Source organism: Curtobacterium flaccumfaciens, assembly GCF_004361695.1.
GTDB lineage: Bacteria > Actinomycetota > Actinomycetes > Actinomycetales > Microbacteriaceae > Curtobacterium > Curtobacterium flaccumfaciens_B.
The window spans coordinates 59,646-72,183 of record NZ_SNVW01000016.1 but is presented as its reverse complement, the minus strand read 5'-3'; the positions used below and the strand labels follow the sequence as shown (position 1 = coordinate 72,183).

Genomic DNA, 12,538 nt, shown 5'->3' with positions numbered 1-12,538 from the left:
TCTACTATTTGGACTACTGAGTTTTTTCTGCACCCCCCCGCTTCTCCACCCGCCCCCCCCCCCCCCCGGCGGCGGGGGCCCCCCCCCCCCCCGGGGGGGGGGGGGGGGGCCCCGCGGCCCCCCCGCCTCCGGTTCCGTGGGTGGCCGCGTCGGGAGCCGCGCCACCGTGTACCGGTCAGCTCAGGAAGAAGTCCTGGTACGACGGGTCGCCGAGGGGCTGGGCGTGGCCCGGCTCGGCCAGGCGTTCCTCGATCATCGACTGGATCACGTCGGGCGGGGTGAGCCCACGGCGACGCCACTCCATCGGGTTGGCCCGGAGCTGCTTCAGGGTGCTCTGCGTCTGCATGCCGCAATCCTGGCATCGAATAACTAGTTCGCCTAACTACATGTCCTCTTGACGCACTCGAGGCCCCGGCGCGGGTGCACCGGGGCCTCGAGTGGTCAGCGGGACCGACTAGCGGCGGGACACCTTCGCGGTCGGCTTCGACGTCGCCGAGCCGTCCTGGTACCCCTTCGCCTTCGCGGTGACCTGCACCTGCAGGCGGTGTCCGACGTCGGACGACCCCAGCGTGTAGGTCTGCTTCGTGGCACCGTCCACGACGGCACCGTCACGCAGCCACTGGTACGAGTACCGCACGCCGTTCGCGTCCCACGAGCCGTGGTGCGCGGTGAGCCGCTTGCCGACGATCGTCGCTCCGCTCACCGTCACCGCACTGCCCTTCCGGAGCGCGACGGTCGGGGCCGCCACCGTGGCGGACAGCGTCTCGGCCTGGTCGCCGACCGCGTTGCCGAGGTGCAGCAGCAGGACCCGGGCGTTCGCGACACCGGTGCCACGGGTGACCCGGAGCGAGCCGGCGTCGGCGAAGAGCACGCCCGTCGCCCGACCCTGCGCGAAGGTGAGCGCCGGCGCCGACGGGTCGTAGGTCGCCTCCGCCGTCTCGTCCACGACGTAGGAGCCGCTCGTGGCCAGAGCCGGTGCGTACGCCGACTCGGTGAGCACCGAGTAGGTGAACGGCCCCGTGGCACCGATCGTGGCGGCCTGCACAGTGAGGACCTTGACCGCGCTGTCGAACGTGTTCACGTCCTGCCCGGGGGCACCGCCGTTGAGCGGCTGCGCGTCGACGGTCTCGCCCGTCGCGAGGTCGACCGTGGTCGCGAGCGTGGCGTCCACCGCGGCCGACTTCGCGTCGTACACCAGGTAGTCCGGCGTGCCGTCGCGGTCGGTGTCGATGAGCACCTCGACGTTGGTCACGGCGCCCGGGTTGGCGTCGGGACCGGCGGTCTGGACACCGAACGCGAGCGTGTCGGACGCCTTGTCGTAGTTCGCGCCGTAGGCACGGACGTCGGCTGCCTGCAGGGAGCGCTTCGCCGAGCCGGCCGGGAACGACTCCTGGCCGTCCGTCCCGCCGAGCACGAACGGTGCGACCGCCGCGTGGTAGCCCGTCGTCGCGTCGCCCTGGTCGACCGAGCGCCCGGTGAGCGCGAGGTCGGCCGTGCGCTTCGAGGCGTCGAAGGACACGTCCGCGCCGTGCACGGCACTGACCGGCTTCGGCGCGACGTAGGCGCCGAGGCGCAGCGGGTTGAGGGACTTGTCCGTCGGGGTGAAGGTCACCACGCCGGAGGCCGCGGCGACGAACTCCCGCTGGTAGCCCTGCTGCACCGACTCCTGGGTGGGGTCGATGACGCGTCGGAGCTGCGTCGGGTCGGCGATCGAGAAGGTGAGCTTCACTGTCGCGGTGCCGTGCGGTCGGACCGTCACCCGCTTCGTGCTGAGCGCGAAGGCCACGCCCGGCTGCGACACCTGCGGCTGGTAGGCCACGTCGTAGGTGTGCGGACGGCCGTCGGTGTTGTCGATCTGCAGGGTCCGGCTCTCGCTGGTCTTCGAGGCGACCTCGACGACACCGTACGAGGCGGTGACGAGCTGGTCGTTCTCGATGCTGCGGACCGTGGTGCCGGCGGTGACCGCCTGCAGCGCGTCGACCCGGCCGGTGCCCTGGCGGAGCAGGGTGGCGGTACCGTCGCCCTGCTCGACGTCGTGCGTCGCCGTGTTCATGAGCGCGGCCTTCACCTGCGGTGCCGTCCAGGTCGGGTGCGACTGGAAGGTCAGCGCGGCGATGCCCGCCACGTCCGGCGTCGCCATCGACGTGCCGCTCATCGACATGCGCCCGTCACCTGTGCCGTTGGCCGCGGAGATCACGTTGACCCCGGGGCCGGCGATGTCCGGCTTGACGATGTCGTCGAACGACCCGTGGACGCCCCGGCTGGTGAACGACGCGAGCGTGTTCACGGTCTCCGGGTCGGTGGCGAGTTCGAAGCCCTTGAGCTCGTCGGCGAACCGCACGTGCAGGGTCCCGGCCTGGGCTGCTGCCTGGAGGCTCGACACGCTGTCCTTGGTCAGCTCGGCTCCCGGGATGGTCGCGTTCCCCGCGATGCCCGAGTCGAAGGTGTTGATCGTCCCCGCCAGGAGGACGCCGATGCCGCCGGCTGCCTGGACGTTGTTGAAGCGGACGCCGGAACCGCACTCGAGCTGGGCGTCGGTCCACTTGAGCCAGACGACCTTGCCCGCGATCTTCGCGGCCTCGTCGGCGCTGAACGCCGCGCAGCCGTCGATGTTCGTGGTCGGGACGACGACGTCGCCCTCGACGGGCAGGGCACCCGCGTAGTTCTGCGAGTACTGCGCACGCCAGGTCTTCGCGACGTCTGCCGGGGCGGTCGCCTGCACGCCGTCGTAGAGGGACTGCCCGGTGGCGCTCGCGGCGACCGTGAGGGCCCCCTCGGCGTTGCCCGGCGAGCCACCGATGTCGGTGAAGTCGTCGGCGTTGCCGGAGGCGATCACCGGCAGGACACCGCGTGCGGTCAGGGCGTCGATCTTGGCGTTGTCGGGGTCGTCCGGCGCGCCGTAGTCGGAGCCGAGCGAGAGGTTGAGGACGTTGATGTCCTTCCCCTCGGTGAGCGCCTGGCCGACCCAGTCGAGCGCCGCGCCGGTGAGGTCGGTCGAACCGCCGCCGTCACCGAACACCTTGAGGGCGTAGAGGCCGGCCTCGGGCGCGGTGCCCGGACCGATCCACATGTCCTGGACCTGCTGCGTCGTCAGCTTCGTGTAGTCGCCGTCGTACGTCTGCTTGTCGGCGTCGAGGCCGTAGCCGGCGATGGTGCCGGACACGTGCGTGCCGTGGTCGCCGCCCGCGCCGTCGATCGGGTTCTCGTCGGGTGCCGGGGTCGGGTCGTACGCGGGGTCGCTCGAATCCGCGTTGTACGTCGGGCCGGCGAAGTCGTAGCCGCCGAGGTACTTGCTCGCGTCGAACCAGCTGGCGTCCGGGGCGCTGGTGCTCGCGAGCGCCGCGTCGTAGGCGGCCGTGGTGCCGGGGCCGCCGAAGTCGGCCTGGGTGTAGTCGAGGCCGGTGTCGAGCACGGCGACGTTGACGCCCTTGCCCGTGCGGCCGGTCTGCTGCCACGCGTCGAGGGAGCGCGTGTAGAGGTCGCTCGCGGCGTTCTTCGGCGAGACGCCGTCGGCACCCGGCTTCGTCAGGCTCGGGTCGACGCCGGACGGTGCCGCACCGGAGTCGGCGTTCACCGTCGGGTCGACGACCTTCTTCGGCGTGAGCGGGATGACGCTCTCGACGTCGGGGCGGGCCGCGACCTCGCGGAGGGCCGCGACGTCGGCGACGACGGCGACACCCGGCACGGTGTACTCGGTCGAGTACAGCTCGGTCGCGTCCCCGTCGGCCTGCTTGACGGCGTCGGTGACCGCGTCGGTCGTCGAGGTGATGGCCTTGACGCGCTGCTTCGCGGCCGAGGACTGGGTCGTCGACTTCGTCAGGTCCCCGCCCTTCGCCTGCGCGTCGACCTCGAGGGCACCCTGGCCGGTCGTCCGCACGAACGCGGCGATCGTCTTCGCGGGCTTGGCGTCGCGCAGTGGCTGCGCGAGCTTGAGGTCCGCGGCGGACAGCCCCGACGGAGCCGCCGATGCCGCTCCCCCGACGGCGAGACCGCCGCACGCCAGGGCCGCGGCGGCGATGCCGGCGGTCAGGACGCGCGCGATGCGGTGTGGTGTGGGATTCGGGTCGGTGTTCGGTGTTGCACGGTTCAAAGGGCGCACTCCCGGTTCGTCCGTGTTTCGCAAGGAATTGCTGTGAAGTTATGCGACTCCTCTCAGGTGGCACAGTCCGCTCTTTGGGGGACGCCCCTCGTTCGGGGGTACGACGCCTGATAACTTGCACACCCGTGTGCACGTTATTACGATGGGTGCGTGACCACCTCTGACCAGCCCGTCCGCGCGCCCCGCCGCGACGCGACCGAGAACCGGGCCGCGCTCATCGAGGCCGCGAAGACCGTCCTGCAGGGCGATCCGGACGCCTCGCTCGAGTCCATCGCCGCCGCGGCCGGGTTGTCGCGGCGTGCGGTCTACGGACACTTCCCGTCGCGCGACGACCTCGTGCGCGAGGTCGTGACCGCCGGCGCCGCCCGGATCGCCGCGGCCATGCCGACCACACCCGACCTCGGCGCCCTGCCGCCGGCCGCTCGACTGGCCGCCATCGCGGTGACCCTCTGGACCGAGGTCTCGCACGTCCGCTCGATGGCCCGGGTCGCGATCCGCAGCCCGTTCAGCGAACCCGTCGCCGAGGTGTTCGCACCCCTGCGCGCCCAGGTCCGTGAAGCGTGCGCGCTCGGGATCGCCGACGGCGCCATGCGCGACGACGTCGACCCCGCCACGCTCGGTCGGCTCGTCGAGGGCGCCTGCATCGCCGTCCTCGACGAAGCGACCCGCTCCGGCACCTCCGACGAGGACGGACGCCGCATGGTGGTGCTCTCCGCGCTCGGCATGGCCGGCATCGACTGGCGCACCGCGATGCTCTCCGAGCCGGTCGCCTCCGCTCCCACCCCGAAGGACCTCGCATGACCCTCGAACTCGACCACGTCGGCATCGGCGAGGAGCCCGGCGCCGCACTGCCCGTCGTCTCCGCCGTCGCCGCCCCCGGCCGCCCGGGCGTGATCGCCGTCGAGACGGAGCAGGCACCGGTCCTCGCCTCCCTCGTCGCCGGCGGCCGGATGCAGCCGGACAGCGGGCGGGTCCTGCTCGACGGCCACGACGACCCGGCCGGGGTCCGGCAGGCGTTCGCGCTCGTGGACACCCCCGGCGTCGCCGAACCGTTCCCCGTGATGACGCTCAAGCAGATCGTCCGCGAAGAGCTCGCCTACGCCCAGCAGCGCCCCTCACGCCAGCACGTCGACACCGTGCTCGACGAGCTCGGGCTGCAGCACTACGCCGACACCCACGTGCAGCGGGTCCCCACCGACGTGCGCGTCCGGCTGCTCGTCGAGCTCGCCCTGCTGCGCGACGGTGTGACCGGGCTCGTGATCACCTCGCCCGAGCGGCACGGCGGCGCCGTCGAGGGCTGGTTCGCCGTCGTCCGCGACGTCGCACGACGCGGCGTGACGGTCGTGCTGGTGACCTCGAAGGCCGCCGCGGCGACCGTCGAGACGCTGCTCGACACCGTCGGCGTGCCGGACACCACCCAGACCGAGGGTCCCGAGGACGCGACCCGTACCGACGGAAACGAGCCGCGCCTCCAGGCCGGCCCGTCGACCGTCGCCGACGCATCCGCAACCGTCCCGACGGAGGCAACCCCGTGACCACCACCTCGCTCGTCCGCGCCGAACTGGCGCGCCTCACCGCGACCCCGCTCGCACGACTCGCGTTCATCGCGCTCATGATCGTGCCGCTGCTCTACGGCGGCGCCTACCTCTGGGCCAACCGCGACCCGTACGCCAAGCTCGACCAGGTCCCCGCGGCGATCGTGAACCAGGACGCCGGAGCCACCCTCGACGGCGACCACGTCGACTACGGCAAGGACGTCACGAAGCAGGCCGTCGACGGCGCCGACTTCAAGTGGACGACGACCACCGCGGCCGACGCCCGCTCGGGCGTGCGGAACGGCACGTACGACTTCGTCGTGACGATCCCGCACGACTTCTCCGCGTCCCTGGTGTCGGCGCAGTCCGACGACCCGAAGCGCGCGAAGCTCGTGATGACGACGGCGGACACGAACTCCTACCTGGCCTCGACGATCGCCGAGCAGGCCGGCAAGACGATGCGCACCGCGGTCGCCGAGCGGGTCGGCAAGCAGGCGGCGAAGACCCTGCTCGTGGGGCTCGCCGACGTCCGTGACAGCCTCGGTGACGCCGCCGACGGCGCGGGGCAGCTCGCGACCGGGGCGTCCGACGCCGCGACCGGGGCGGCGACGCTCGCGGACGGCACCGGCAAGCTGTCCGACGGAGCATCCGAGCTCGCGAAGGGCACGGCGCAGCTGCCGGCGCAGACCACGAAGCTCAACGACGGTGCGCAGCAGGTCGCGTCCGGCGCGGCAACGCTGTCCTCGGGGCTCGCGACGGCGAAGCAGCAGACCGCCACGCTGCCCGCCGACACCGCGAAGCTCAACGAGGGCGCCCAGAAGGTCGCCGCGGGCAACAAGACCCTCGCCGACACGACCGACCCCGTGCTCGACTTCGTCGACGGGATCTCCCCGTCGAAGGTCGTGGACGCCATCACCAAGCAGGCCGAGGCGCAGGGCGTGACGATCACGCCCGAGGTGCGGGCCGTCATCACGGCCGCGGTGCAGCAGCAACTCGCGGACCCGAAGGTGCAGGCGGACATCGCCGACGCGACGGAGAAGCTCCAGAAGGTCGACGAGCTCCGCGACGGCTCCGCCCAGGTCGCCGCCGGCACCGCGGCGCTCGCCACGGCCGCACCGACCCTGTCGTCCGGCATCTCGTCCGCCGCCACCGGTGCGTCGGAGCTCTCCGCCGGCTCCACCCAGGTCGCCTCAGGCACCGCCGCACTCGCCAAGGCCGCACCGACCCTGTCGTCCGGCGCATCGGCGCTCGCCACGGGGGCCGCCTCGGCCGACGAGGGCGCGGACTCGCTGGCGTCCGGCCTGACGAAGCTGCAGACCGGGTCGTCCGAGCTCGCGACGAAGCTCGACGACGGACGCACGAAGATCCCGGCGTCGACCGCCTCCCAGCGGAACGACCAGGCCTCGGTCATCTCCGACCCGGTGAAGGTCGGGACGGACGACGTCGCCGCGGCGTCGAACTACGGGGCCGGCCTCGCGCCGTTCTTCATCTCCCTCGCCGCATGGATCGGCATGTACGCGCTGTTCCTCATCCTCAAGCCGATCTCGAAGCGGGCCATCACCGCGGTGCGGAAGCCCCTCGCCGTGGTGTTCGGTGGCTGGCTGACGCCCGCGCTGCTCGGTCTCGTGCAGATGGTGGCGCTGTTCTTCATCGTGCGGTTCGCGCTCGACCTGAACGTCGTGCACGCCGGCGCGACGATCGGGATCATGGTGCTGGCCTCGGCGACCTTCGCGGCGATCATCATGGCGCTCAACGTGCTGCTCGGCTCCGTGGGGCAGTTCCTCGGCCTGGTGCTCATGCTCGTGCAGCTCGTCACCGCCGGCGGGACCTTCCCCTGGCAGACGCTGCCGGGGCCGTTGGCCGCGCTGCACTTCGCGCTGCCGATGACGTACTCGGTCGACGCGATCCGGCAGACGATGTACGGCGGGAACCTCGGCGCGGCCTGGTCCGACGCGGGCGTGCTGCTCTGCTGGCTGCTCGGCGCGCTGCTCGTGTCGTTCGTGGTCACGGCGCGGCAGACCCGGTCGCGGACGCTGCGCGACCTGCGGCCGAGCCTGATCGGGTAGGGCGGGGCGCGGGGCGGGCGGGGCGCCGCGCTGGCGCGGTTCCGCCTCGCCCCGCACAACCAAAGTGGCCCCGAGCCGCGGTTCGCCGCGGTTCGGGGTCACTTCGGTTGTGCGGCGGTACACGGCCCGTCGCCGACGCGGCCGCACCCGCCGCGCCCGACGGCCCGCGGCCGCGCCCGACGCACCCGCCGCCGCACCCGCCGCGCCCCACACCGCCGCCGCGCACCCGCCCACCCACCTCGGCGTACCGTCCGACCCATGGCGACGCTGCTCATCACCGGTGCCACGGGACGGATCGGGACCGCACTGCGACCGAGGCTCCTGGCAGCCGGACACGACCTCGTCCTGCTCGACGAGCGCCCACCGGACCCGCCCGTCGGAGCGCGCGAACGGTTCGTCCCCGGGTCGGTCAACGACCGCGCCGCGCTCGAGGCCGCACTGCCCGGAGTCGACACCGTCGTGCACCTGGCCGGCATCCCCACCGAGGACGAGTGGGACGCCCTCGTCGACGCCAACGTCACCGGGACGAAGAACGTGCTCGAGGCCGCGGCTGCCGCAGGGGTCCTGCGGGTCGTCCAGGCGAGCTCGATCCACGCCGTCGGCCGGGTCCCCGAGCTGATCGGCGATGCGGACACCGCCACCCCCGGGAGCGTCCCGGGTGACCGGCTCCCTCGGCCGGACTCGTACTACGGCGTCACGAAGGCCGCGATGGAGCTCCTCGGCAGCCTGTTCGCCGACCGGTTCGGCATGTCCGTCGTCTCCGCCCGCATCGGCGCGTTCGGGGATCGGCCGCACACGGCGAGGGCGCTGCTGATGTGGACGTCACCGGACGACCTGACGCGGCTGGTCCAGGCGACCGTCGAGCTGACGGAGCCGGGCCACCACGTCGTGTGGGCGGTGTCCCGGAACACCGGAGCACCGGCGGACTTCGCGGCGGGCGAGCGCATCGGGTTCCGGCCGGTCGACGACGCCGCCGCCGTACTCGACGCCGATGAGCGCGCCGGACTGCCCGGCGAGGACATGGAGTTCCTCGGTGGTGAACTCGCGAAGCAGCCGCTCGGACGCGGACGCGACTGAGGCGACGGACGACCCCCGCTACGATCGACGACGAGAGCCACGGAGGTCGATGCAGATCATGGGAGCCGGCAAACCCGCGACCATCTACGACGTCGCAGCGCGCGCCGGGGTCTCGAAGTCCCTCGTCTCGCTCGTGCTGCAGCGGTCCCCCCGGGTGAGCCAGCAGCGCCGCGACGCCGTGCTGAAGGCCATCCAGGAGCTCGACTACCGCCCGAGCACCGCGGCCGTCTCCCTGGCCGGTACCCGCTCCCGGACGATCGGCGTGGTGCTCGACGACTTCCGGAACCAGTGGTTCGTCGACCTGCTGACGGGCCTCCGCGAAGCGCTGCAGGACCAGGGTCACCGGCTCGTCGTCGCCGACCGTTTCCTCAACACCGGGCTCGACGTCTCGCCCGTCGAGGGGTTCCTGTCGATGCGCGTCGAGGGCCTCGTGATCGCCGGTGAGCCGGACACCGACCTCGCGATCCCGGCGTCCACCCCGCTCGTCATCGCCGGCGGTCGCGTCACGATCCCCCGTGCCGACACCGTCGCGAACGACGACCGTGCCGGCGGGCGCATGGCCGCGGAGCACCTGCTCGGCCTCGGCCACGTCCGCCTCGGGTTCGTCGGAGCACGGTCGGCGGCATCGGCCGAACGCCGCGCCGGCTTCGAGCAGCGCGTCGGCGAGGCGGCGGACGTCGCCGTGGTCGTCCTCCCCGGCGAACCGACGGAGGAGGCGGGGTCGACCGCGGTCGCGGAGCTCCTCGACGCTCACCCCGACGTCACCGCGGTCTTCGCCGCGAACGACGTGATGGCGATCGGTGCACTGTCCGAGCTCGCTGCCCGCGGGCTCCGCGTCCCCGAGGACGTCTCGGTGATGGGCTACGACGACACACCGCTGGCCGCGACGCGCTACGTCGGCCTGACGAGCATCGACGACCGCAGTGTCGAGATCGGTCGCGGCGCCGGCGAGCGGTTGCTCGCGCGGATCGCGGACCCGGGGCTCGCTGCCACCGAGGTGCTCGTCGAGCCGCGGCTGGTCGCCCGGCGGACGACCGCGGCTCGCTGACGCGAGCGCTCGCCGACGAGAGCGGCCAGCGTCCCGAGCGACCTGCTTCGGGAGCGGCCCGGGGTCGGGATCGGCCCGCGTCCGGAGCGACGCCGACCCGGCCTGGAGGCACGACTCACCCCCGCCCCGCGCCGCCCCGTCGCGAAAGCGACAGTCCACCGCCGTACTCCAGCGGGCATCTGTCGCTCTTCCGCCCCGGACGCCGGCGTCGACCGCGCAGGTGTCGCTTCCGCGGCGGCCTGACACCGCCGACGGAGCCGGCCTCAGTCGCCGCCGAGGTCGGCGTGCTGGACGACCCAGCTGTGCATGACGATCGCGGCCGCCGCCGAGGCGTTGATGCTCCGCGTCGACCCGAACTGCGTGATCTCGAGGTGCCCGTCCGCGCCGGCGACCGCCGCCTCCGTGAGGCCCGGCCCCTCCTGCCCGAACAGGAACACGCAGCGCTCGGGCATCACGGCGGACTCGATCCGCTCGGCGCCGGGGGTGTTGTCGATCGCGATCACCGGTCGGTCGTCCTCGCGCATGGCCGCGCGGAAGGCGTCGACGTCGGGGTGGTAGCGGACGTGCTGGTAGCGGTCGGTGACCATCGCGCCGCGCTTGTTCCACCGCCGGCGCCCGATGATGTGCACCGTGCCGGCGAGGAACGCGTTGGCGCTCCGCACGATCGACCCGATGTTCAGGTCGTGCTGCCAGTTCTCGATCGCCACGTCGAAGGCGTGCCGTCGGGTGTCGAGTTCGGCGACGATGGCGTCCATCGACCAGTACCGGAAGCGGTCGACCACGTTGCGGGTGTCCCCGGTGGCGAGAAGCTCCGGGTCGAGCCGGGGGTCGTCGGGCCACGGTTCGGGGTGCGGCCCGACCCCGTTCGTCGTGCGCTCGTGGGACGGCTCGGGCGCGGTGGTCACGTCCCCAGCGTACGGCGGGCGCGACCCCGCCCGCACCGTGCGAGGCAGCCACGCACCCGCACCCGCACCCGCACCCGCACCCGCACCCGAGCTCAGCGGACGCGCGACTCGATCCCCGCGATGAGCACGTCGAGCCCGAGCGCGAAGCGGTCCTCGTAGGAGTGCGTCCCGAGCAGCTCCCCGACGAGTGCGTGCCGCTCCGGCCGCCCCGCCTCGGCGGAACCCCGGCCGACCTGCACTCCGGTGTGTCCGACCACGAAGTCGTACACGACGAAGAACGCGTACATCGCCTCGGCGTCGCTCAGCCCGGCGGAACGGAGCGCCCCGACGACCTTCGCCACGACGGCGTCGGACTCCGTCGAGACGAGCGCCCCGCGGCGGCTGTGCGACTCGAGCACGAGCGGGTGCCGGAGCATGAGGTCGCGGAAGGTGGTCGCGAAGACCCGGACGACGTCGTGCCACTCGGACGGCCACACGAACGTGGCGGTGAACTCGTCGACGGTCCGCCGCACGAGTTCGGCGTGCAGGTCGTCGAGGCCGCCGATCGTCCGGTGCACGGTCATCGGCGCGACGCCGAGCCGCGCCCCGAGTGCCCGGAACGACAGCCGGTCGATGCCGTCCTCGTTCGCGATCGAGGTCGCGGCGTCGATCACCTGCTCGCGACTCAGCACGTTCGGGCGACCACGGCGTCGGCGGGCCGGCTCGGCCACTCCCGGCACCGCGCCCGCGACGGAGGCACCCGCGACGGAAGCCGCGGCGACGGAAGCAGCCCCAGCGACGGAAGCGGCGGCCGCCCCCGCAGCGGGTCGGGGCGTGGCGGTCGGGGTTCCGGGTTCGACGAGCACGGGGCGGCCTCCTTGATTCGGTACGTGTCCCGAAAAGCCTAGGGCAAAGCCGAGTGGCATTCGGTGTCTCGACCATCTCGGGTCCGGCAGCAGCGCGCAAGAGCCGATCCGCGCCTCCCGGCCTGCACCCAGGGCCCGCATCCGTGCCCCAGTAGGGTGAGGACCATGGCGACCCGCGACGAAGTCGAGTGCTGGCTGACCGACATGGACGGTGTGCTCGTCCACGAGAACCAGGCGCTCCCCGGCGCGCCGGAGCTGATCCAGCAGTGGCTCGACGAGGGAACGGAGTTCCTCGTCCTCACGAACAACTCGATCTTCACGCCGCGCGACCTGAGCGCCCGGCTCCGCTGGTCCGGGCTCGAGGTGCCCGAGGAACGCATCTGGACCTCCGCGCTCGCGACGGCCGACTTCTGCAAGTCGCAGATGCCCGGCGGCTCCGCGTTCGTCATCGGCGAGGCCGGCATGACGACCGCCCTGCACGAGGCCGGCTTCATCATGACCGAGACCGCTCCGGACTACGTCGTCGTCGGTGAGACCCGCAACTACTCGTTCGAGGCGATCACCAAGGCCGTCCGCCTCATCCGCGACGGAGCACGCTTCATCGTCACGAACCCCGACGCGACCGGCCCGAGCGCCGAGGGCGTCCTGCCCGCGACGGGTGCGATCGCGGCGATGATCGAGAAGGCGACCGGCAAGCAGCCGTACGTGGTCGGCAAGCCGAACCCGATGATGTTCCGCTCGGCGATGAACCGGATCGGGGCGCACTCCGAGAACACCGGCATGATCGGCGACCGGATGGACACGGACGTGCAGGCCGGCATCGAGGCGGGGCTCCACACCGTGCTCGTCATGACCGGCATCAGCGACCAGGCCGAGATCGACCGCTACCCGTTCCGCCCGAGCGAGGTCATCTCCGGCGTGCACGAGCTGGTCCGGACTGAGCCGTTCGAGGTCGAGATCTAG

10 protein-coding genes are annotated in these 12,538 nt (G+C 72.5%); 6 read left to right on the top strand and 4 right to left on the bottom strand.

The annotated features are described in order from the left end of the window. Positions 1-175 precede the first annotated feature (175 nt). Complete coding sequence (locus EDF64_RS18340; RefSeq protein ID WP_166645796.1) at positions 176-346, bottom strand: hypothetical protein; 171 nt, start codon at positions 344-346, stop codon at positions 176-178. A 108-nt stretch (positions 347-454) separates the two neighbouring features. Beyond that, a complete protein-coding gene (locus EDF64_RS17170; protein WP_166645795.1) occupies positions 455-4,090 on the bottom strand; it encodes a S8 family peptidase in 3,636 nt (1,211 codons plus the stop codon). Between the two features lie 159 nt (positions 4,091-4,249). Here EDF64_RS17170 and EDF64_RS17165 point away from each other — a divergent pair, with 159 nt between their 5' ends. The 5 genes from EDF64_RS17165 (at position 4,250) to EDF64_RS17145 (ending at position 9,825) form a co-directional block, all read left to right on the top strand. Continuing rightward, on the top strand, positions 4,250-4,900 hold the full coding sequence (locus EDF64_RS17165) for a TetR/AcrR family transcriptional regulator (protein ID WP_133521172.1): 651 nt from the start codon (positions 4,250-4,252) through the stop codon (positions 4,898-4,900). Beyond that, positions 4,897-5,634, top strand: coding sequence for a hypothetical protein (locus EDF64_RS17160; protein WP_133521171.1), 738 nt, complete (start codon positions 4,897-4,899; stop codon positions 5,632-5,634). The genes EDF64_RS17165 and EDF64_RS17160 overlap by 4 nt, the downstream gene beginning before the upstream one ends. Continuing rightward, entirely contained in the window at positions 5,631-7,700 is a 2,070-nt protein-coding gene (locus tag EDF64_RS17155; RefSeq protein WP_133521170.1) for a YhgE/Pip domain-containing protein, read from the top strand. Before EDF64_RS17160 ends, EDF64_RS17155 begins: the two co-directional genes overlap by 4 nt. A 258-nt stretch (positions 7,701-7,958) precedes the next feature. Then, positions 7,959-8,777 carry an NAD-dependent epimerase/dehydratase family protein gene (locus EDF64_RS17150; RefSeq protein ID WP_133521169.1) on the top strand — a complete coding sequence of 273 codons (819 nt, stop codon included), beginning with the start codon at positions 7,959-7,961 and terminating at the stop codon, positions 8,775-8,777. 49 nt (positions 8,778-8,826) lie between these two features. Continuing rightward, a complete protein-coding gene (locus EDF64_RS17145; protein ID WP_243736443.1) occupies positions 8,827-9,825 on the top strand; it encodes a LacI family DNA-binding transcriptional regulator in 999 nt (332 codons plus the stop codon). 263 nt (positions 9,826-10,088) lie between these two features. Here the strand turns inward: EDF64_RS17145 and EDF64_RS17140 are convergent, their stop codons facing one another. Continuing rightward, complete coding sequence (locus EDF64_RS17140; RefSeq protein WP_133521168.1) at positions 10,089-10,730, bottom strand: TrmH family RNA methyltransferase; 642 nt, start codon at positions 10,728-10,730, stop codon at positions 10,089-10,091. A gap of 92 nt (positions 10,731-10,822) precedes the next feature. Then, on the bottom strand, positions 10,823-11,575 hold the full coding sequence (locus tag EDF64_RS17135; RefSeq protein ID WP_133521167.1) for a TetR/AcrR family transcriptional regulator C-terminal domain-containing protein: 753 nt from the start codon (positions 11,573-11,575) through the stop codon (positions 10,823-10,825). A 165-nt stretch (positions 11,576-11,740) separates the two neighbouring features. On the opposite strand from EDF64_RS17135, the gene EDF64_RS17130 reads away from it, so the two are divergent. Further along, entirely contained in the window at positions 11,741-12,538 is a 798-nt protein-coding gene (locus EDF64_RS17130; RefSeq protein ID WP_133521166.1) for an HAD-IIA family hydrolase, read from the top strand.